The organism is Streptosporangium vulgare (assembly GCF_042428775.1).
In the GTDB taxonomy this organism is placed as follows: domain Bacteria; phylum Actinomycetota; class Actinomycetes; order Streptosporangiales; family Streptosporangiaceae; genus Streptosporangium; species Streptosporangium vulgare.
This window is the reverse complement of sequence record NZ_JBHMBS010000004.1, coordinates 468,059-488,990: the sequence shown is the minus strand read 5'-3', so window position 1 is coordinate 488,990 and position 20,932 is coordinate 468,059. Positions and strand designations below refer to the sequence as shown.

The 20,932-nt window shown below is 69.4% G+C and carries 20 protein-coding genes and 1 tRNA gene; 13 read left to right on the top strand and 8 right to left on the bottom strand.

Translation table 11 applies throughout. The features are described 5' to 3' along the window. Nucleotides 1-192: 192 nt before the first annotated feature. Complete coding sequence (locus ACFFRH_RS11540; protein ID WP_344746988.1) at nt 193-1,344, top strand: sugar phosphate isomerase/epimerase family protein; 1,152 nt, start codon at nt 193-195, stop codon at nt 1,342-1,344. Between the two features lie 119 nt (nt 1,345-1,463). On the opposite strand, the gene ACFFRH_RS11535 is transcribed toward ACFFRH_RS11540, so the two are convergent. Further along, the gene (locus tag ACFFRH_RS11535; RefSeq protein ID WP_386156114.1) at nt 1,464-2,702 is read right to left on the bottom strand and encodes an MFS transporter; all 1,239 of its coding nucleotides are present in this window, start codon (nt 2,700-2,702) and stop codon (nt 1,464-1,466) included. Between the two features lie 94 nt (nt 2,703-2,796). Between ACFFRH_RS11535 and ACFFRH_RS11530 the strand changes: the two genes are divergently transcribed. From ACFFRH_RS11530 to ACFFRH_RS11500, 7 genes are all read left to right on the top strand, one after another. Further along, the gene (locus ACFFRH_RS11530; protein WP_386156112.1) at nt 2,797-3,351 is read left to right on the top strand and encodes a CGNR zinc finger domain-containing protein; all 555 of its coding nucleotides are present in this window, start codon (nt 2,797-2,799) and stop codon (nt 3,349-3,351) included. 213 nt (nt 3,352-3,564) lie between these two features. Continuing rightward, nucleotides 3,565-4,476, top strand: a complete 912-nt coding sequence (locus ACFFRH_RS11525) for an NADP-dependent oxidoreductase (protein ID WP_344746992.1) — start codon at nt 3,565-3,567, stop codon at nt 4,474-4,476. 120 nt (nt 4,477-4,596) lie between these two features. Then, on the top strand, nt 4,597-5,466 hold the full coding sequence (locus ACFFRH_RS11520) for a lytic polysaccharide monooxygenase auxiliary activity family 9 protein (RefSeq protein WP_344746993.1): 870 nt from the start codon (nt 4,597-4,599) through the stop codon (nt 5,464-5,466). An 87-nt stretch (nt 5,467-5,553) separates the two neighbouring features. Beyond that, nucleotides 5,554-6,369: a DUF305 domain-containing protein gene (locus ACFFRH_RS11515; protein ID WP_344746994.1), complete on the top strand. Its 816-nt coding sequence runs from the start codon at nt 5,554-5,556 to the stop codon at nt 6,367-6,369. 169 nt (nt 6,370-6,538) lie between these two features. Beyond that, a complete protein-coding gene (locus ACFFRH_RS11510; protein ID WP_344746995.1) occupies nt 6,539-7,378 on the top strand; it encodes a MetQ/NlpA family ABC transporter substrate-binding protein in 840 nt (279 codons plus the stop codon). 247 nt (nt 7,379-7,625) lie between these two features. Next, entirely contained in the window at nt 7,626-7,895 is a 270-nt protein-coding gene (locus ACFFRH_RS11505) for a DUF6458 family protein (protein WP_344746996.1), read from the top strand. A 145-nt stretch (nt 7,896-8,040) separates the two neighbouring features. Next, complete coding sequence (locus ACFFRH_RS11500) at nt 8,041-8,292, top strand: DUF4235 domain-containing protein (protein ID WP_329084950.1); 252 nt, start codon at nt 8,041-8,043, stop codon at nt 8,290-8,292. A gap of 280 nt (nt 8,293-8,572) precedes the next feature. Here the strand turns inward: ACFFRH_RS11500 and ACFFRH_RS11495 are convergent, their stop codons facing one another. After that, on the bottom strand, nt 8,573-9,793 hold the full coding sequence (locus ACFFRH_RS11495; protein WP_386156108.1) for a glycosyltransferase: 1,221 nt from the start codon (nt 9,791-9,793) through the stop codon (nt 8,573-8,575). A 145-nt stretch (nt 9,794-9,938) separates the two neighbouring features. Here ACFFRH_RS11495 and ACFFRH_RS11490 point away from each other — a divergent pair, with 145 nt between their 5' ends. Together ACFFRH_RS11490 and ACFFRH_RS11485 are read left to right on the top strand one after the other, a co-directional pair. Continuing rightward, nucleotides 9,939-10,184 (top strand): BON domain-containing protein, encoded by a 246-nt coding sequence (locus ACFFRH_RS11490; RefSeq protein ID WP_344742808.1) that lies wholly within the window; start codon nt 9,939-9,941, stop codon nt 10,182-10,184. Then, complete coding sequence (locus tag ACFFRH_RS11485) at nt 10,181-10,894, top strand: metallophosphoesterase family protein (RefSeq protein ID WP_344742810.1); 714 nt, start codon at nt 10,181-10,183, stop codon at nt 10,892-10,894. Before ACFFRH_RS11490 ends, ACFFRH_RS11485 begins: the two co-directional genes overlap by 4 nt. A gap of 576 nt (nt 10,895-11,470) precedes the next feature. Here the strand turns inward: ACFFRH_RS11485 and ACFFRH_RS11480 are convergent. Both ACFFRH_RS11480 and ACFFRH_RS11475 read right to left on the bottom strand, forming a co-directional pair. Next, the gene (locus ACFFRH_RS11480; RefSeq protein ID WP_184719841.1) at nt 11,471-11,620 is read right to left on the bottom strand and encodes a GPGG-motif small membrane protein; all 150 of its coding nucleotides are present in this window, start codon (nt 11,618-11,620) and stop codon (nt 11,471-11,473) included. 25 nt (nt 11,621-11,645) lie between these two features. Then, nucleotides 11,646-12,155 carry a DUF6328 family protein gene (locus ACFFRH_RS11475; RefSeq protein ID WP_344742814.1) on the bottom strand — a complete coding sequence of 170 codons (510 nt, stop codon included), beginning with the start codon at nt 12,153-12,155 and terminating at the stop codon, nt 11,646-11,648. Between the two features lie 91 nt (nt 12,156-12,246). Here ACFFRH_RS11475 and ACFFRH_RS11470 point away from each other — a divergent pair, with 91 nt between their 5' ends. Beyond that, nucleotides 12,247-12,846, top strand: a complete 600-nt coding sequence (locus tag ACFFRH_RS11470) for a nucleotidyltransferase family protein (protein ID WP_344742816.1) — start codon at nt 12,247-12,249, stop codon at nt 12,844-12,846. A gap of 180 nt (nt 12,847-13,026) precedes the next feature. Here the strand turns inward: ACFFRH_RS11470 and ACFFRH_RS11465 are convergent, their stop codons facing one another. Then, nucleotides 13,027-13,398 carry a PRC-barrel domain containing protein gene (locus tag ACFFRH_RS11465; RefSeq protein WP_344742817.1) on the bottom strand — a complete coding sequence of 124 codons (372 nt, stop codon included), beginning with the start codon at nt 13,396-13,398 and terminating at the stop codon, nt 13,027-13,029. Nucleotides 13,399-13,645: 247 nt separating this feature from the next. Here ACFFRH_RS11465 and ACFFRH_RS11460 point away from each other — a divergent pair. Continuing rightward, nucleotides 13,646-13,722 (top strand) — tRNA-Lys (locus tag ACFFRH_RS11460). A gap of 913 nt (nt 13,723-14,635) precedes the next feature. Here the strand turns inward: ACFFRH_RS11460 and ACFFRH_RS11455 are convergent. Beyond that, entirely contained in the window at nt 14,636-15,268 is a 633-nt protein-coding gene (locus ACFFRH_RS11455) for a TetR/AcrR family transcriptional regulator (RefSeq protein ID WP_344742818.1), read from the bottom strand. Nucleotides 15,269-15,369: 101 nt separating this feature from the next. Between ACFFRH_RS11455 and ACFFRH_RS11450 the strand changes: the two genes are divergently transcribed. Continuing rightward, the gene (locus ACFFRH_RS11450; RefSeq protein ID WP_344742819.1) at nt 15,370-16,902 is read left to right on the top strand and encodes an FAD-dependent monooxygenase; all 1,533 of its coding nucleotides are present in this window, start codon (nt 15,370-15,372) and stop codon (nt 16,900-16,902) included. A gap of 298 nt (nt 16,903-17,200) precedes the next feature. Here the strand turns inward: ACFFRH_RS11450 and ACFFRH_RS11445 are convergent, their stop codons facing one another. After that, on the bottom strand, nt 17,201-19,690 hold the full coding sequence (locus ACFFRH_RS11445) for an excinuclease ABC subunit UvrA (RefSeq protein ID WP_344742820.1): 2,490 nt from the start codon (nt 19,688-19,690) through the stop codon (nt 17,201-17,203). 401 nt (nt 19,691-20,091) lie between these two features. Further along, nucleotides 20,092-20,919, bottom strand: a complete 828-nt coding sequence (locus ACFFRH_RS11440) for a hypothetical protein (protein ID WP_344742821.1) — start codon at nt 20,917-20,919, stop codon at nt 20,092-20,094. Nucleotides 20,920-20,932 lie beyond the last annotated feature (13 nt).

Here is a 20,932-nt window from a genome sequence, read left to right as displayed (position 1 = left end):
GACTCATACTTTCATTGACGAAGTGACGTTCCGGCGTTCACAATGACTAACGGTGCAGATGAGCGGTAGTGGTACGTCAGAGGTTCCCACTGCCGGGTGATCGGCACCGGTGGCACGCTGAAGCCTCCCGGGTATTTCATTTTTCGTTGTGACGTCGGTCAGCGCCCGCGTCTTCCCCCCGAACGGATATGTGTGAATACTTTCCACGCGCACGATGACGACCAGGTCGAAGGCGGTGCCCTCGGGCGCAAGCTGGGACTGAGCCGTCGGCAGTTGTTCGCGGCGACCACGGGTATGGCCGCCGCCGCGGCCATCACCGCGCTGCCGGGCAGGGCGTCGGCCGCCGTCTCGGCCACCGCTCTGGGCACCCCCCTGATCCGCGACAGCAAGCGCGGCATCATCCTCTACACCGTCCGCGACGCCATCTCCCGCGACCCCAACACCACGACCCTGCCGTCGGGGTTCAAGGAGGTGCTCAAGGCGCTCAGCGAGATCGGCTACGAGCGCATCGAGTTCGCCGGCTTCACGCAGCACGCCAACGCCGAGGGCGGGGCGAACCTGGACAGCGTCGCCGGGGCGACGCTGCTGCGCTCGTGGCTGGACGAGTACGGGCTGCGGGCCGAGGGCAACCACGGGTTCATCCCGGGCTCCTGGCCGCTGACCCAGGCCGACCTCGACCGCTTCAAGGTCAGCCTGGAGATCGCCAACATCCTCGGCATGGACCACATGGGCACCGGCAACGACCCCACCGGCAGCAACTACAAGGCCGACTGGGACATCGCCGCCCAGAAGTGGAACGTTCTCGGGGAGATCGCCCGTAACTCCGGCTACGTCAAGCTGTACACCCACAACCACGACGCCGCCTACAACTTCCTGCTCGACAGCGGGCCGCTGGACGCCCAGGGCCGTCCGACGCGCTCCTCGGGGATCCGGAAGCTGGAGTACTTCCTGGGCATCACCGACCCCAAGTTCGTGAACCTGGAGATGGACATCTACTGGGCGCACGTCGCCCAGTACAAGCACCGGACCTACACCGCCCCCGACGGCTCCGTCCAGACCAACATCTTCAACCCGCTCGCTCTCGTCCAGGCGCAGGAGGGCCGGTACCCGCTGTTCCACGCCAAGGACGGAAAGATCAACACCGCGACCGCCAACGGCTACGACATGGTGCCCTTCGGTACGGGTGACATCGACTACACGACGTTCTTCCGTGGTCTGGTCAGCCAGCACCACTACCCGATGTACGAGCAGGACACCGCTCCGGGTGGTACGGCGAACCCGGCCCAGTCACTGCAGTTCGCCCAGATCAGCTACAACAACCTGTCCGCCCTCACCACGGAGTGATCCGTCGGTGGGTCCGGCGACCGGGCTCGCCTCCGGACGGGCCCGGAATCCGCCCGGCCATCACGCGGACCGGTACGACACCGGTGAGCGTGATGGCCGGCGACCTCCTTCGCGGCCGCTCAGGCACGACGGTCCGCGGCCGGTTGGACGTCCGCCGACAGGTCGGTGCGCAGGGCGAACGGCACGAAGGCGGCCAGGGTGACGACCGCGAGCCCGGTGGCGACGGCGAACACCGTCCGCACGTCCCACACCTCGGCCCCGATCCCGGCCAGCGCGGCGCCGGCCGGGATGACGCCCCAGCTGAGCACCCGCGACGCGGCGTAGACCCGGCCCAGCAGCTCGGGCGGCGTCAGGTTCTGCCGGAGTGTGGCCACGAGGATCCGCCAGACGCTTGAGCCCGCGCCGGCGATCACCATGCCCATGGACACCGGCCACGCGTCCGCGTTCAGGGCGACGGGCGCCACCAGCAGGACGGTGCCGACGGCGTCGGCGATGAGCAGCGTGGCCACCCCGAACCGGCGGCGCAGCGGCTCGACCACCATCGACGCGAGCAGCCCGCCGACGGCCATCGCCGTCATCAGCAGGCCGTACTGGGCCGCGGTGAGGCCGAGCGGGCCGGGGCTGACGGCGTGCACGACCATGAGCGCCGTCGGGACCGCCCAGACCACGTTCATCGCGGCGGTGAAGAGGGTGAGCGTCCGCACCACCGGCTGCCGCCACAGGAAGCGGAATCCGGCGATCACCTCGCCGCTCCCGGTGGGCCGCGTTCCCACCGGCGCGCGCCGGAGCGTCATCATGGCGAGTCCGGCGACCGCCAGGAGGTAGAGGGCCGCGCCGGTGCCGGTGGCCAGGGCCAGGGTGAGACCGGCGAGCAGGCCCGCGAGCGGCGGCCCCGCCAGCTGGTTGGTGACGTTGATGGTCGCCTCAAGCCGCGCGTTCGCCCTGTTGCGGCCGGCGGGCTCGACGAGCATGGGAACGGTCGAGGTCAGCGCCGTGTCGGCGAGTGTCTCGGCCACGCCGAGCAGCACCGCGGCGACCAGGATCGTCGGCAGCGAGAGCGCGCCGGCGAGGTGGCCGGCGGTGAGACCGGCCAGCACCGACGCCCGGACGAGGTTGACGCCGCCCAGCAGCAGCCTGCGGTCGACGCGGTCCACGATCCAGCCGGCGTGCAGCCCGAAGACCGGCCAGGCCAGGGTCAGCGCCGTCGTCACGGCCGCGACCCCGCCGGGGGAGGCGCCGGACGCCAGGGCGAGCAGCGGGAGCGCGAACAGGACCATGCCGTCGCCCAGGTTGGCGGTGCCGGTGCCGAACCACAGCCCGTTGAACGACCGGCCCAGCGAGATGGGGAGGACGCGCATGCCATTCTCACCTTTCAACACCATTTGAATGGTCATAGCGTGCTGGAGGTCGTCTTACCTGTCAACTGCTGTTGATCAGTGAGACAATGGGTGGATGATCGACGTCGAACTGGTCGGCAACGCCCTGTGCCTGGACTTCACCAACACGGTCAACAGCCGCCCGGTCGCCCGGCGCGACTGGCTGGCCACCCCTGAGGAAGCGGTGACCTGGGCACACGCGGCCGGTCATCCGATCGAGCGGCGGACGGGCCTCGCCGCCGCCCTGCCCGAGGCCCGCGACCTGCGCGAGACGGTGTTCCGGGTGTTCCGGCCGTTGACCGACGGGGACGACCCGCCGCGCGCCGATCTCGACGCGCTCACGGCCACGTACGCCGGGGGCCTCGCCCACGCCCGGTTCGAGCACGACGAAGGACGCTTCCGTTTCGTGTGGCCCGCCCCGCGAACCGTCGGGACGCTGCTCCGGGAGGTCGCCGCCTCCGCCGTCGACCTGCTCGCTCGCGGGCCGCTGGAGCGGATCCACGCCTGCCCGTCGTGTTACTGGCTGTTCCTCGACACCAGCAAGAACGGCCGCCGCCGGTGGTGCAGCATGACCACCTGCGGCAGCCGCGACAAGGCGCGGCGCTACTACGCGGCCCGCACCTCGCCCTGAGGCTTCCCGCACCTCGTCCTGAGGCTCCTCTCGGCCGGACTCCTGCCCGGACTCCTGCCCGGACTCCTGCTCGGTCGCCGTACGACGGGCGGTGCCCCTTCGCGCCCGGAGCGGGTGGGTTGACCTCAACAGCGCTTGAGGTCGCAGGCTGGGCGACGGCGTACACGAGCGAGGTGTACGCGAACGAGGTGTGCACGAGTGAAGGGGAATCCTGTGAAGGCGGCTGCTTTCTTCGAGTTCGGCGGTCCCGAGGTGTTGCGGACGACGGAGCTTCCGACGCCCGAGGCGGGCGAGGGGCAGGTGAGGGTGCGGATCAGGGCCGCGGGCGTGCAGCCGTTCGACCTGGCCGTCCGGGCGGGGTGGACCCCGGAGGGGATCGGCGGTGAGCTGCCGCGCGTGCCGGGCAACGAGTTCGCCGGGGTGGTCGACCAGGTGGGCGCGGGGGTGGACGAGATCTCCGTCGGCGCCGAGGTCCTGGGCTTCAACCTGCTGAACGCCTACGCCGAGTACGTGGTCGTGCCCGCGGAGAACGTCACGCCCAAGCCCGCGAACATGCCCTGGGACGTGGCGGGCGGTTTCACCGCGGGGACCCAGACCGCCCACATCGCGCTGCGGCAGCTCGGGGTGGGGGAGGGGGACACGGTCCTGGTCCACGCCGCCGCGGGCGCGGTCGGCACCGCGGCGGTCCAGCTCGCCCGGCTCTGGGGGGCGACCACGGTGATCGGCACCGCCCGCGAGGAGAACCACGACTACCTGCGCGAGCTCGGCGCGCTCCCGGTCACGTACGGCGAGGGCCTGCTGGAGCGGGTGCGCGCCCTCGCCCCCGGCGGGGTGGACCTGGTCCTGGACGGCGCGGGCGGCGAGGCGCTGGAGGTCTCCCTGGAACTGGTGAAGGCCGAACGCGTCCTCACGCTCGTCGAGCACGGCAGGGTCGACGAGCTGGGGATACAGCGGACCCAGGGGGTGCGGCTGGCGTCCCGCCTCGCCGAGCTCGCCGCGCTGTACGCCGAGGGCCGGCTCGTCTTCCCGGTGCGGAGGACCTACCCGCTGGAGCGGGCCGCGGACGCCCACCGGGAGGTCGCCACCGGGCATGGACGGGGCAAGGTTGTGCTGGTCATGGACTGATATGGCCGTATCGCTGGTCTTATGACCGGAATCCTTAGTAAGGTTTCTTGTTAATAACGTGCTATCCGTCGGCTCGTTGGACAGTCCTGCCTCCCATTCATCGCTCCAGGAGGAGTCCACGTGCATCTGCGACACAAGCTGGCCACCGGTACCGCCGCCGCGATCAGCGTAGGGTCCCTGTTCGCCCTGCTGCCGTCCACCGCGGCGGTCGCCCACGGGTCCATGTCGAACCCGCCCAGCCGAGCCTACGTCTGCAAGAACGAGGGCCCGGAGACCCCCAAGTCGGAAGCGTGCAAGGCGGCCGTCGCGGCCGGGGGCACCCAGGCGTTCTACGACTGGCACGAGGTGTCCCGGCTGGAGGCCGGCGGCAACCACCGCCAGATCATCCCCGACGGCCAGCTGTGCGGTGCCGGGCGTGACAAGTATCGCGGCCTCAACCTCACCAGGAACGACTGGCCCGCCACCTCGGTCTCCCCGGGACCGCTCACGGTCACCTACCACGCGACCGCGCCGCACGCGAACAGCAACTTCGAGTTCTACATCACCAAGCAGAGCTGGAACCCGACCCAGCCGCTGCGCTGGTCGGACCTGGAGCACATCAGGACATTCAACAACCAGAACCCCACCCAGTTCACGAACTGGACGATCAACCTCCCGCAGCGGAGCGGCCGTCAGCTCATCTTCTCGATCTGGCAGCGCATCGTGGGCAGCACAGAAGCCTTCTACACCTGTTCCGACGTGAACTTCGGCGGGAGCAACCCCAGCCCCTCGCCGACCCCGACGGTGACGCCGACGGTGAACCCGACCCCGACACCCACCCCGACCCCGACCCCGACGAGCCAGCCGGGCGGCACCTGGCAGGCGGGCACCGCCTACGCGGTGGGCGCCACGGTGACCTACGGCGGCGCGACCTACCAGTGCCTGCAGGCGCACACCGCGCTGGCCGGTTGGGAGCCGCCGAACGTCGCGGCCCTGTGGCGACGCCTCTGACCCGGTGAGATCCGGCCGGGGTGGCCGCCGCCACCCCGGCCGGACCCGTGGTCTCCCGAGAATCTCCCGACAGTCGAGGAGTTCGTCATGAAGCGCGCGGTTCCGGTGGTCCCGACGGTCGTCCTGGGGATCCTCCTGCTCTCCGGCTGCGGTGCCGACAGCATCCAGGAACTCCGCGGAGGTCCGGCCGGTCACGGGGCGCACGGGGCCTCCGGCGCCCCCGTTCAGGTGACGTCGCCCTCCGCGTCCGGCCAGGGTTCCGATCACGCCGCGCACGGTGGCCCCGGACAGGATCCGGAACAGGGCTCCGGACAGGATTCCGGGCAGGATACGGAACAGGGCTCGGGGCAGGGCGGCCACGGTTCCGACCACTCGGCGCACGGCGCCGGCGCGGGACTGCCCAGCCCCTCGCCCGCCCCGCCGATGGGGACCGCCGCTGGGGTCGCCTTCAACCCTCCCGACGTGATGTTCCTGCAGATGATGGTGCCCCACAACACCCAGGGCGTACGGCTGGTACGGCTGGTGCGCGAGCGGCCGGTCCGCCCCGAGGTCAAGGAACTCGCCGAGGCGATCGGCGTGACCCAGGAACGCGAGTCGGCCTCGATGTCCGGCCTGCTGACCGCCTGGGGGCAGCCCGCGACCGCGAAGGACGACGAGCACGCCGCTCATGGCGGGATGCCCGGGGTGAGCGAGGAGGAGATGGCGGCGCTGATCGCCGCCCCACCGGCCGAGTTCGAGCGGAGGTTCCTCGACATGCTGATCGCCCAGCAGGACGACGCCGCCCAGATGGCCAAGGTGGAGATCGCGACCGGGCTGCACTCCGAGGTCACCGAGATGGCGAAGCGCGTCGACGTCTCGCGTACGGCGCAGATCGCGCAGATGCTGGCCCTGCGCGGCCAGTAAGGGCGCGAGGGCCGGTGAGGGGCGCTGAGGGCCGGTTGACGGCCAGGTGGAACCGGTGAGAGGCGCCGAGGACCAGGTGGAACCGGTGAAGACCAGTGAGGATTTGTCCTCACACTCCCTTATGTGAGATATATTTCCTACTTGATATAAGGGGAATTAAGGGAGAGTCATGCGCAAGATCTTTGGGGTCGTGGCCGGATTGATCCTGGCCGGAACCCTGGCGGCATGCGGGGGGACGTCCACCGACACGGCCCAGCCCGGCGCCGCCGACACATCGAAGGCCGACGCCCCGCTCAAGGTCGGGGTGAACCCCGTGCCCCACGGCGAGGTGCTCAAATACGTCAAGGACAACCTCGCCGCCAAGGCCGGGCTGAACCTGGAGATCGTCGAGTTCACCGACTACGTCCAGCCCAACACCCAGCTCGACGAGGGCAACCTGGACGCGAACTACTTCCAGCACATCCCGTACCTGGAGGAGTTCTCCAAGGGCAAGGACATCAAGCTCAGCTGGGTCGTCCCGGTGCACATCGAGCCGCTCGGCCTGTACTCGAAGAAGATCAAGAACGTCTCCGAGCTCGCCCAGGGCGCCCAGGTGGCACTGCCCAACGACGCGAGCAACCTCGGCCGCTCGCTCAAGCTCCTCGCCGACAACGGCGTGATCACCCTCAAGGAGGGCGTCGGCGTCAAGGCCACCGAGCGCGACGTCGCGGGCAACCCCAAGGAACTGGAGTTCAAGCCCCTTGAGGCGGCCCAGCTGCCCCGCTCGCTGGAGGACGTGGACGCCGCGATCGTCAACGGCAACTACGCCCTGGAGGCCGGGCTGCAGCCCGCGACCGACTCCCTGATCCTGGAGAAGGGCGAGGGCAACCCGTACGCCAACGGCCTGGTCACCGTCCCGGCCAAGGTGGACGACCCTCGCGTGAAGAAGCTCGCCGAGATCCTCACCGGTCCCGAGGTCAAGAAGTTCATCGAGGACAGGTACAAGGGCGCGGTCCTGCCCGCCGAGTGACCCGCCCGGCTGTCCGTCGGGCGATCCGCCCCTGGGCGGTCACCACCTCACGCGCGACGCCTCGGCCGCGCCTCCCGCACGTCTCGCGGAGGGCGCGGCCGACGGCTTTCCCGCTGACGGCTTTTCCGGGGCCCGCGGGCCTGTGACGAGGAGCGGGAGGCCGCGGTCCGCATTTACGTCCCCCGGGTGACGTTTGAGATCCGCACGAGGGATAGATGGGGTGCGTTGGCTCGAAGGAGGAGATCCCATGACCATCGCAGGCGGCATCGTTCTCATTATGCTCGGCGCCATTCTCACGTGGGCGGTCGAATTCGACATCGCCGGATTCGACATCAACATCGTCGGTGTCATCCTGATGATCGGCGGTCTCGCGTGGCTCCTGTTCGCGGTGTACCGGCTCAGCCTCGCCCGCCGGGCGGTGGCACCGAACTCCACGGCCACCACGGTGATCGAGGACCCGGTCACCCAGCGCCGCACCTACCAGGAGCGCCACTACAACGACCCTCCGGCGGTGTGACCCCGCAGATCTCTCCCGCGAGAGAACCGCGACCCCGCGAGAGAACCGCGACCTCAGCGGATGCCACCCGCCGCCCGGATCCGTTAGGACCCGGTCCCCACGGGTAGGCGTGCCGTTTCAGTGAACGCCGAACGGAGGGCAGGACGTGAGCAGAGTCGTATCCCGCGGCGCGAGCGCCGTGAGCGGAATGCTCGGTGGCGCGATCGCCGGGGTCATCTTCAAGCAGGTCTGGAAGCTCGCGTCGGGCAAGGACGACGCCCCCCAGGCGACGTCGGACGAGTACGGCTGGGGAGAGATCCTCGTGGCGTCGGCCATCCAGGGCGCCATCTTCGGCGTGGTCAAGGCCGCGATCGACCGTTCCGCGTCCCGGAGCATCCACAGAGCCACCGGAAAGTGACTCCACGAGGTCGCCACCGCCACCGGTGACCGGCCTCGCGCCGGAGGCCCCCGGTCCCGTTCACGGGACCGGGGCCTCCGCGCGTTCAGAGCCGTCCGGGGGTACGGGCTCGGGGTTTTCCGTGCCTTCGCGCGTCCGGAGGCCGTGCCGGGTACCACCTTCACGGGGCGGTGGTCGGCGATGGTTCCCGCGCGCCCGAAAGCCGTAGCGCGGCGAGGAGTGCCTTGGAGCGGACGGGGTCTCCCGTCCCGGGGGCCCGGGACGGGAGTGAGAGGAGCCGTCAGGCGGCTCCGGGACAGGGGCCGGCCTCGGCCGCCCGCCGCGCCGGGGCGCGGGAGGAGAGCACCTCCGCGTACACGGCCGACGTCTGGGCGGCGATCCGGTGCCAGTCGTAGCGTGAACGTGCCCGCGCGACGGCCGCCGCCCCGTAGGCCGCCAGCAGGGACGGCGCGGCGAGCAGCCGGCGCAGCGCGTCGCCCAGCGCGTACGGCTCGCGCGGCGGGACCAGCAGGCCGGTGACCTCGGGGACGACGGTGTCCAGATGCCCGCCCACCGCGGACGCCACCACCGGCACTCCGCAGGCCATCGCCTCCAGGGGCACGATGCCGAACGGTTCGTACCAGGGCATGGTGACCACGACGTCCGCCGAGCGCATCAGGGTGGGGACGCTCTCCCTGTCCACCCTGCCGAGGAACCTGACGCGGTCCGCCACGCCGGCCCTGGCGGCGACGCGCGAGAGCCGGCCCGCCTCCGGGTCGTCCGGGTCGCCGCCGGCGACGACCAGGGTGGCGCCGGGGATGCGGGCGAGGGCGTGGATCGTGGTGTCCACGCCCTTGCGGCGGACGGGACGGCCGATGGCGAGCAGGACGGGACCCGGCCCGAGGTCCCTCTTCGGGCCGGAGGGGGTGAAGGAGCGTACGTCGACGCCGCAGGGAACGACCCTCGTCCGGCTCCGTGGAACCCGCATCCCGCGCAGCTCCGCCACCTCGTCGGCGCAGGTCGCGACGACCGCGTCGACCTGCGAGGCGACCATCGCCTCGATCCTGAGGCGTTCGGGCGGGCTGGAGTCGGCCCTGCCCTGGTGGCGGCGCTTGACCGTGCCCAGGGCGTGGAAGGTGTGCACGATGGGGACGGCGGCGTCCCTGGCGGCGGCCAGGGCGGCCAGGCCGCTCATCCAGAAGTGGCTGTGGACCATGTCGGGCGGTGCCGCGCTCCATCGCCTGGCGAGCCACCGGCCGAAGTCCGGGATCCAGGGGAGCAGGTCGTCCTTGGACAGGGTCATGGCGGGTCCGGCGGGGACGTGGACCACGGTGACCCCGGGGGCCAGGGAGGTCTCCTCAGGCTGCGAGGGGCACTCCCTGCGGGTGTAGACGGTCACCTCGTGCCCGCGCTCGGCGAGCGCGAGGGACAGGGCGGCGACGTGGACGTTCTGGCCCCCGGCGTCGGCTCCGCCGACGGTGGCGAGGGGGCTCGCATGCTCTGACACCATTGCGATCTTCATGGACACGGCTCCACCGGGTGTACGGGGCAGGCGTGCCTGCGTCCTGGGCATACCGGCCTCCCCTGCCCTGGCAGAGGGCTTTAAACGTGTTTGACCTTGGGTTTCACGGGAAGGCGAGCAGTTTTGGACGGAAAGGAGTTCGACGATGGAGGCTCCCCAGTACGTCGCGGCGCGCGTTCAACGCGCGCTCGCCGAGGACGAGAGAACCACGGAACTCGGCATCCGGGTGGACATCCGGGGTGATCAGCTCTATCTGCGCGGTCAGGTCGTCAGCGCCGACCGCAGCGAGCTGATCGCCGAAGTCGCAGGTGAGGCGGCCCCCGGGCTGAACGTCCACAACGAGATAGACGTCATGGACGTACGGGACCCGGTGGGGGAGGAGAGGCTGTGAGAGACGTGCGGATCGCGGCGGTCGGGGACGTACACCTGGACGAGAGCCGCAGGGGGAGCTATCGCAAGCACCTCCACGACATCGGGGAGAAGGCCGACGTCCTGCTGCTCGCCGGGGACCTCACCCGGCACGGCACCATGGAGGAGGCCCGGGTGGTGGCGGACGAGTTCAGCGACCTGCCGATCCCGGTGGTGGCCGTGCTCGGCAACCACGACCACCACTCCGACCAGCCCGCGGAGATCGCCGCCCTGCTGCGCGACACCGGGATCGAGATCCTGCACGACGACGCGATCGTGCTCGACGTCGACGGGGTGCGGCTCGGGGTGGTCGGCGGCAAGGGCTTCGGCGGAGGGTACGCGGGCAAGTGCGCCAGCGACTTCGGCGAGCCGGAGATCAAGGCGTTCGTCGGGCACACCAAGCGGATCGCCGACCGCTGGCGGGTGGCGCTGAAGGAGCTGCAGGCCGACCACAGGGTCGTGCTCTCCCACTACTCGCCGGTCAAGGACACCCTCGCCGGGGAGCCGCTGGAGATCTACCCCTTCCTGGGCAGCTACCTGCTGGCCGAGGCGGTCGACGCCGAGGGCGCCGACCTGATCATCCATGGGCACGCCCACGCCGGTACGGAGAAGGGCGTCACGCCGGGCGGCATCCGGGTGCGCAACGTGGCGCTGCCGGTACTGGGCCGGGCGTACGGCGTGTATCTCCTCTGACATCTCCTCTGCCGCGGATCCGGTGCGCGGATCGATCCGGCGCACGGATCCCGGCGCACGGAACCGGCGGGCGAGTCTGATGTGCGAATCCGACGGCGGGAGTCCGGTGACGCGGAGTCCCGCCCGAGGAGAGACCGCGGCCGGGCTCGGGCACGCCTTGGGCGCGTCCAGGACATTCCCTAACCTTTTAAACCTTCTTGAATCTTCTCTGACCTTCTCCGACTTTCTTGAACCGGCCCGGGACACGCCTCGGACGTGAACCGGGACGTGAACTCGAATACGCCTTGGACCTGAAGCCCTGGACATGAAGAAGCGGGCCGGGGGATACCCGGCCCGCGAGGCTTCTTTTGGGAGTTCGGGGCGCTTACGTGCTTCTTGCGGTGTCTCTTTGTTCTTTGTTCTTCGTGAGCGTGGGGCTCATGTCGAGAAGTGTGCCGGCCCTGTCAGGCCCGCACCGGACGGCGTACGGACATCAGGCCGTACGGAACGGTGTGCGGGTCGTGTGGCCCGCACCTGGGCGGTGTGCGAGCGCTGGGCTCGCACCGGTCATGTGCTGCGGCGAGCGCTGGGCTCGCGTCACACGTTGAAGATGCTCACACCCCCGGGACCGACGAGGAAGCCGAGGACGATGAGGACGATCCCCCAGAGGAGGTCGCGACGGGCCAGGATGACGTAGATCCCGGAGATGACGAGGACAACTGCGATGATCCAAAGCAAGGTAGCCATAACCGGCCTCTGCCCTCACAATTCACTACTTAACATCTTCATCATCCTTGGTTCTGTACAGATCAACTATCGGCTGGATGAACCACAGCCAGGCGCTCAGCAGGGCCACGACCCCGGCGAACACCGCCGCGGGCCAGGCGTTGAGCACCGTTTCCGCGACGAGCGCGACCGAACTCGTCATCGCGACCGCGAGCCCGGCGAGCCCCGCGATCCCGAGCGTGTTGGAGCGGTGCAGCATCCTCTCCTTCAGCCCGGTCCTGAACAGCAGGCGATGCTGGGCGGCGGGGGTGATGAAGCAGACGGACGCGACGCCCGCGCTCAGCAGGGCGATGAAGAACAGCCAGTGCCCCAGGTCGTCCACTTTGTTGAAGCCGGCCGCGAACGGAAGGGTGAACAAGAAAGCGAACAGCACCTGCACGCCGGTGACCGCGACGCGCAGGCCCTGTAACAACTCGCCGAGTTCGCGGTCGACCCGTTCCTTACGTGTTTCTCCGGGTTCAGGATGCTCATTTTGCACATCTTCGGGCAGAATCATGCGCTCCGTTTACCCAAGGAAAGGTTTGGCATGCCTACCTGGGTAGCTACTTGGCATGCCTACCTGGGTGGCTACGGGGTACGCGTGGGCTATGGGAAGCCACAGTCACGAGGTCACCGACGCGATCCTGGAAACGCTGAAGCGAGCGAGCAGCGGGCTGAAGGACGCGGACGTCAGATTCGCGCTAGCCGGAGGCTGTGCCGCCTACGCGCGCGGAGCCGCCCCCTCGCTCCATGACGTCGACTTCGTCCTCCCCCAGGAGGACGTGCCGCTCGCGCTGGAGGCGCTGGGCAAGCTGGGATTCGAGACGTCCAGGCAGCCGCCGGAGGACTGGCTGGTCAAGGCCTTCGACGAGGGCCGGCTGGTGGATCTGATCTTCTCGATCTGCGACCATCCGGTCACCCCCGAGTTGCTGAAGCGGGCGGAGCCGATGAAGGCCTCGGCGGTGATCCTGCCCGTCCTGGAGGCCACCGACCTGGTCATCTCGTGGCTGCTGCCGCTCTCCGAGCACAGCTGTGACTACGGCTCCCTGCTGCCCCAGGTCCGCGCCCTGCGCGAGCAGGTCGACTGGGACCGCGTCGCCGCCGTGGTCCAGGACTCCCCCTATGCCTCCACCTTTCTCATCCTCCTCCAGCGTCTTGACGTCATCCCCGGCCCCATCGACTCCTCGGGCGACCCGACCTGGCCCTGAGCCGCGACCGTCCCGCGAACGCGGAGGGGCCCCGCCATCCTTGGCGGGGCCCCTCTCGTCGTCTCGTCCGGCGTGCCGGGTCTGCCGGGTGTGTCGGCCCCGACCGGTGTACCGGGCCTGCCTGGTGTACCGGGCCGGAGATCCCGGGCCCGAAGGCTCCGGGTTCGACGATTCCCCAGGTCAGAAGGTGCCGGGGCCGCCGCCGAAGGGGAAGCGGCCGTAGTACTCGCCGACACGGTCGCGGTATCCGGGCTCCCTGAAGTTCGACTCGTCGAACTCGGGAGCGTCCTTGATCTCCTGCTTGGTGCGCGCGATGTAGACCTTCTTCTCCTGCGGGTCGATCTGCGTCACCGTGCTCGCCGGCAGGAGGACCTTCTTGCCGAAGATCCACGGGCCCGTGTCGACGACGAGGTAGCTCTCGCCGACCTCGTAGGTCGCCTCGTCGATGGAGCCGATCTTCCCGTCGGTGGCCTCGACGTGGTACCCGGCGACGTCGAGCGTCCTGTCCTGGTCGTACACGTCGGCTCGATAGTTCCAGAGCTCAGGTTGCATGGTCGAACATCTCCCTTGACTTGATACTCCGGGCTCCGGTTCACGTACCCGAGCGAGGAGCCCTAAACGGCATTTCCCCAAGTCAACGGCTATGGAACACCGTTCGTCCGCCTTCGTTTCCCCAGGTCGTCGCAGAGTTTCGCCGGCCGTCCCCGGAGGCGGATCCCGCCGCCCGATGCTCTCTGTCGGCATATATCCGCTCATGTGCGGACCACAGTGCCGGGTCCGGTAGGCTTGTCGAAGTCAAGCGCCGCTAGCTCAGTTGGTTAGAGCAGCTGACTCTTAATCAGCGGGTCCGGGGTTCGAGTCCCTGGCGGCGCACCACATCGAAACCCCAGTTCAGGGCGCTGAGCTGGGGCTTTTCGATTTTTGAGGGGCTCCGGCGGCGTTGAGGTGCTCCCGTGGCCGGGGTTACCGGGAAGATCTCCGCCCATCGGGAGCGGCGGGGTATCAAGTGCGAGAGCGTCGCCGGCCACAGGCGCTCAGCCGGTTCGTAGCGCACCCACGAGACTTGACGGCGCAGGACCGCGTTCTGATGCCGAAGCACCGGCAGTTCCGCGTCCTTGGAGACGCTCCTTCGTGGCAGCGGCGCGGGCAAGGACAACAGGCGCCGGGTGACGGCGTACACGGTGGACAAGATCACGAGGCGTGATCCCAGGCGATCCGGACCGGCCATTCGGCGCCCGACCCCATCCGCACATCGAGCGCAGGGCTCAGCGCGGAAGTGATTCGAGTTCTTGAGCCCCGCAGGGGTCAGTGCTTGCAGCCGTGTACGCGGGGCTCACCCAGATGGCCATCCGGTCGGGGGAGGTGGCACAGCAGCGCGCTCCGGAATGGGAGGGAGCGCCAGGACGCAAGATGGGATGCCCTCCGGGGCTGCCGGCGTACGGGAGGCGACCTGGCGGGTTGCCCGTAAGGCGGGAATCCTGGCGTTCACGCTGGTCGTTGTCGGCGTTCTTGTCCTGGTGCTGCGAGACCGAGGGCGGTTCGGCCTCCTGGTGTCGACCGGCGCCATCGCTGTGCCTTCCTGCACGCTCTTGCTTGGTGCGGCTCCTTCATCCCCGGAGGTTCGACCTTTTTGATGCGCCGGACTTCGACGAAGGGGCTTCCCCGGTGGCGATGGGGGACGCCGTTCATGTTGTTGGCTACCGCGCTGGCACAGGGCGTGGGCCTGGCTTGGAAGGCCCGCGTCGGCGAGGAGCCGGGCCCCGGTGATCGCGAAGCACCGAAGTGAGGCTCATCGAAGCCGCCTTATGATCGATTCGCCGGCGCCCACGCAGAGCGGAAGCGCCTGGACGATCAGCTTGCTCGTCGCTTCGACAGAGGAGTCGTCGACGGCCTGCCCGGTGTTGAGGACACGCCACTGTGTGAGCCCGACCAGTAGGTCGAGGGCCAAGTCGAGGTCGAGGTCTGCGGGCAACTGGCCACGCTCCACCGCGCTCCTCAGGAACCGCTCGCACGCGGTCCTGCGCGGTTGCCGGATCGCGGTGTCGAACGCCTCGGAGAGCTCGGGGTTGCGGGCGGCCTCGGCTGTCAGATCGAGCACGATGCGCATGACCACGGGATCCGACAGCGTATCCGCCACCGCTCGGACGTAGGCTCGCACATCGCCACTCAGGTCACCGGCCCCGCCTGCCGGGACCTGCCGGGAGGCGACGACGTCGATGAGGTCGACCACCATCGCCTCTTTCGACGACCACCGCCGGTAGAGCGCGGCCTTTCCCGTACCGGCCCGCCGGGCCACCGCACCCATTGACATACCGGCATAACCTGTCTCCGCCAGCTCGGCGACCGCCGCCGCGACGAGGGTGTCGGTGACTGTCTGGCGCAGCACGGCGGCGCCGCGACCACGCGGGCGGATCTCGGCCATACCGGCGACAGTAACACGAGACGGAACGGTTGCGTTCCAACTTCAGGGCCGCTTATTCTCCAAACGGAACGGATACGTTCCGTCCTGAATCGGGGGAAGACATGACCGACGTAGACGTACTCGTCGTCGGAGGCGGACCGACCGGACTGACGCTGGCTTGCGAGCTGGCCCGGCGCGGTGTCACCTTCCGGGTGATCGACAGATCTCCCGAATTCCACCACCAGTCTCGGGGCAAGGGCATACAGCCGCGCAGCCTGGAGGTATTCGATGATCTCGGCGTGGTCCAGGACTTTCTGGACGCCGGGGCATCCGAGATGCCGGCGCGGATTCACATGGACCGCCGGTTCATCGCGGAGCTACACCTCCTGGCCGGTGCCCGCTCGCGGCCGGATGTGCCGTACCCGACGCTCGTCCTGTTGCCGCAGTGGCGCACCGAGCAGATCCTCCGTGCACGCTTGGCCGAGCTGGGCGGTCACGTGGAGCGCGGCCTGCGACTGACCGGCCTCAAGCAGTCCGACAGCCAGGTCGTCGCGCAGCTCGCCACGGGTGAGGTGATCCACGCCTCCTACCTCGTAGGCTGCGACGGCGGCGGTAGCGCCGTGCGCGAGGCCGCCGGGATCACCTTCCCCGGGCTGGTGTCGGAGACCGAGCACTACCTGCTCGGCGACGTGGAGGTGGACGGTCTGCCCCGCGACGGCTCCTATGTCTGGTACGCGGCGGATGAGTCCTCCGTGGGCCTCGCACTGCTGCCAGGTACGTCGGCGTGGCAGTTCGGCCTCACCGTACGCCCTGGTGAGGAGGGGGCCGGCCAGGAGCCCTCACTCGAGCTTTTCCAGCGCCTGTTCGCGCAGCGCACCGGCCGGACGGATGTGCGCCTGCACAACGCCACCTGGCTGTCGCGCTTCAGCTACAAGGTACGGCTCGCCGACCGTTACCGTGCCGGCCGCGTCTTCATCGCCGGAGACGCCGCCCACGTCCACCCGATCGCGGGCGGGCTCGGCATGAACACCGGCATCCAGGACGCCTACAACCTCGGCTGGAAGCTGGCCCTCGCGGTACGCGGCCAAGCCCCCCACAGCCTGCTCGACACGTATGAGCGAGAGCGCCGCCCGGTGGCCGAATCCGTGCTCAAGACCAGCGGCGCCGGCATGACAGCGCTGTTCTCCACCAAACCTCTGATGACCTTCCTGCGCGACTGGATCATCCTGCCGCTGATGCGCAACCCCGCGGTGACCAGGGCGATCGTGAGCAAGACCTCCCAGCTCAGCGTGAACTACCGCGACTCTGAGCTGTCGGTCGGCGACAAGGGCAAGGTCCGTCCCGGCGACCGAGCGCCCGACTCGCCGTGCCGGCACCCAGTGACCGGCGAGCGGTCGCGGCTGTTCGACCTCTTCCGCGGCCCCCACTTCACACTGCTCCAGTTCGACGCGGTGGTGCCGGGTCTGGCCGAGTGCCTGGACAGGCTCCACGGCAACGACATCCGCGTCTACCAGCTGGAGTCAGGCCCCCCGAGCAGGCGCTACGGTGCCGGCAGGGGCACGCTCGTCCTCGTCCGACCGGACGGCTATGTGGCCGTACGGACCCGGTCAGGCGACGCGGTGGTCGACTACCTGAAGACAATCTTGGTCGCCTGAACGGGAACGAGCCGCTCCAGCCCGCTACTGCCAGTCGTCGCACCGGGCCAGGTACGCGAGTTCTGGAACCTCTTCGCCCTGCCCGACACCGCCGACACCCTCAAGGCCAAGATCGGCCCGTTCCGCGATCTCCTGGTTCCCATCCGGTGACGGCATGCGGGGGTCACAGCCCGGCCAGCCCTCGCTCATGGAGGTCCGGCGGCCGATCCCAGGGACCGCCCCACGATGGGAGTGCTCGCCCAGGCCTCAGGGATCGTTTGACGTAGGCGGCGGACACACGCCAGACGCGCTCCCGGCCCTATACGCGCGTGCCTTCCTGCGTTCCCAGGAGCGGCAGGCCCGCCGCGTACCGCCGAAGGAAAACCGCGGTCGGGGTGTCCGCGGTCGCGACGGCGTCCGGGGTGCCCTCTGCGACCACCGCACCCCCATCCGGACCGGCTCCGGGCCCCAGGTCGATCGCCCAGTCGGCGGACGCGGCGACAGGGATGTCATGCTCGGCCACGACGACGGTGTTGCCCGAGTCGAGCAACACATCGAACGCGTCAACCACCCGCTGAATGTCAGACGGGTGCAGGCCCGAGACGGGTTCGTCGAGAACGACAAGGCCGGCCCTGCGGCTCGCAGCACCTCGCTGGATCGCCGACGCGAGTTTCAGCCGCTGCGCCTCGCCCCCGGACAACTCCGTGGCGCTCTGGCCGAGTTGGAGATAGCCAAGCCCGACCTGGTCCAAGGCTCCCAGAATCTCCGCGAGCTGTCGGGGCTCGGAGAACCGCTCCACGGCCTCGGCGACGGTCAGCTCCAGGACCTGATCGATGGCCAACCCCTGATACCTGATTTCCAAGGCCTCCGGCTTGTAGCGCCGCCCCTCGCACGCGTCACAGACCACCCACACATCCGGCAGAAAGTGCATGTTGACCAGCTTGCGGCCGTATCCCGTACAGGTCTCGCAGCGGCCGCCGTTCGCGGTGTTGAAGCTGAACCAGGAGGCGTTGACCCCGCGCCCGCGCGCCACGTCGGTTTCGGCGAACAGCCTGCGGACAATGTCGAACGCCTTGCTGTAGGTGGCCGGGTTGGATCGCGGCGTCCGCCCAAGCGGTTCCTGATCGACGACGGCGACCCAGCTGAACCCCTCGATGCCGGTCACCTCCCGCACCACGTCGGTCACCGTTCCGTCCAAGGCGGCCTCCACGCTCGCCGCCAGCGCACCGAGCAGGCTGCTCTTGCCGCTGCCGCTCACCCCGGTCAGGCAGGTGAGCCGACCGGCGGGGAAACGCACCTGGTCTGCGGTCACGTTGCGCGCACGCAGGCCGTGCAGCTTCACCCAGCCGGTGTCATCCCCGACCGGGCGGCGGGTCCGGCGTAGCCGCGGCCCCTCGCCGGCGAGGTAGCGCCCGGTCAGTGACCTCGGGTGGGCGGCGGCATCGGCGGGAGGCCCCGACACCAGGACCTCACCGCCGAGGCGACCGGCACCGGGCCCCATATCGATCACCCAGTCGGCCCGGCTGATCAGCTCGGGATCGTGCTCGACGAGGAGCACCGTGTTACCGGCCGCGCGTAACTCCAGGGCGATGTCGAGCAGGTGCGCCTTGTCCGCGGGATGCAGCCCGGTCCCGGGCTCGTCCAGAACGAAGATGATGCCGCTCAGTTCGGTGCTGAGCTGTGCGGCGAGCCGGGTTCGCTGCAACTCGCCCCCGGACAGAGTCGCCGCGCTCCGGGACAGCTGGAGATGGGCCAGGCCGAGCCGGTCCAGGATTCCGAGTCTGCGGCCCAGGTCCTGCAGCAGCGGCTCGCCCACCTCTCGCTGCCGGGAGCCCAGGTCGTCCGCCACCCGTTTCGCCCAGCCGCGCACCTCCCGTACTTCCACCTCGATCAGGTCGGGGTAGGTCAGCCCGCCGAGCCGCACGGACCGGGCCACCTGGTCGTACCCGCTGCCGCCGCAGGTGCCGCAGGACTGCTTGCGCATGTACGGCAGGTAGCGCTGCTTGGCGCTGGCGGTCTGGGCGTTCACGAACACCCGCTCCACCTCGGCGAGCGCTCCCCGCAGCGGCTGGCTCGAGGTGTAGGTCACCAAAGCCGTCTCATTCTTGTTCGTCATGTCGATGGTCGCCTCGATCTTTTCGTCGCCCGTGCCGTACAGCACGCAGTGACGGAACTCCTCAGGCAGCGACTGCCACGAACGGCCGAGGTCCACGCCGCGCTTCTCGGCGAGCGCCGGTACGAACGCGTGCTCCCCTGATCGCCACTTCGCATACCAAGGCGAAGCCCCTTGGAAGAGCGGAAGCTCCGGATGGGTGATGACCAGGTCCTCCTGCGCCTCCCAGCGCCCGCCCACCCCGTGGCAGTCCCCACAGCTCCCTTCCGGCGAAGCGCGGTCGAAGTGAGCGGTTGTCAGATGTCCGTCTCCGCTGCCCGCCGCCGGGTCCGCGTCGATCCCCGGAAGGCGCGAGTACAGCAGCCCCAGGTGCCCGTCGATGCCGGTGATCGTCGCGACCGTGGAGCGCGGGTTGCGGTTCAGGCGGCGCTGGTCGACCGCGAGCGTCGCGCCGAGTCCCAGGATGCGGTCGACCTTCGGCCGATTGCGCTGGGTGATGTATTGCCGGACGAACGGCGAAAGCCCTTCCAGATACCGCAGTTGGGCCTCGTTGTGCAGCGTGTCGATCGCCAGCGAGGTCTTGCCGCTGCCACTCACCCCGGTGAAGGCGACGAGCAGCCCCTTGGGGATGCTCACGGACACATTCCGCAGATTGTTGGTACGAGCCCCCACCACGTCGATGGTCTCGCGCACCATGCTCGCAATGTCTCGTACGAACGCAGTCAATCTTCTTCCACCTTTCACAACGCAGCAGAACAGGGGCGGACAGGCCCTCCGCCCGTGCCGAACAAACCGATATGCGGCCACCGCTCGTCATCAACTTGACTGAACGGCTCTTATCGGACCCCCATCACATGGCTGAGGTCCTGACCCATCCCGTTCGGGTCCACGTCCGCCGCCGACCGGTGAAGCCATGCTCGCCTCAAAACCCGACACCGCATGTCATGTTTTCCGCGCCGCCTTGCGAGCCACACTGGGCCATCTGGCCGGACACCGCACACGGCGACGACGCCTTCGCGCCCATCCGGACTGGGCGGCGGCGGGTGCCGTGGGCCCCTTGCCGGGGGTGTGCCGGGACCGACCCCCGCCCGGTCGCGTCAGGCTCGCCGGCCCACGGCGGCCCTGGCGCCGCGACGCCGCCACAGCAGCCCGGAGACGGCGCCGAGGGTGATCAGTGAGCCGGTGAGCACGAGTGCCCGCCCGTCGGGGCCGCTCTCGCCGCCGCCTCCGGTCTCGGCTCCTCCGGCCGGTGTCTCGTCGATCCCGCCGCCCGCGTCCTGCGGGGTCTCGGCCGTCTCGGTGTCCTCGTCCGCCGGGGGCGGGCTGACGGGATCGGTGGCCGTGTCCGTCGGGTCGGGGTCGGTCACCTGGCCGCCCGCGGTGACGGTGAGGGGATAGGTCGTCAGGGTTTCCTCGTTCAGGGACTCGCACTCGATCAGCGGGTTGGTGGGCAGGGTCCCGAAGTTGATGGCGGCGGGCTTCACCGCCGCGGTGCCCGGGTTGTTCGACGTGGTCGCGAGCGCGATCTCGGCCGTCGGCAGCGGGATGGTCTGACCCGCGCCGACCGCTTCGAGGGTGCCCACCCCGGTGGCGGAGGTCAGCCCGGGAAGGTCGCTGATGGAGGCGTACGCGTACAGCTTGGTGCCCTCGGGCAGTCCCGCGGCGGGCGCCGCCAGCCCGGTGCCGACGTAGGTGCCACGCCAGCCGATCGTGAACCGCTGTCCCGTGGCGGCGGTGGCCGGCACCGTCATCTCGACGTTGATCTCGATGCTCTGCTTCTCGGCCACGCCGTCGGTGGTGCACTCGTACTCCACGACGTCGGCCGCGACGGCCGAGCCCTGCCCCGCGGAGGAGGGAAGGGGATGCCAGAGGAGCACCAGCCCCCCGGCCAGGGTGGCGGCTGAGAGAACCGAGCGGACGCGCACGTCGCCTCCTGCT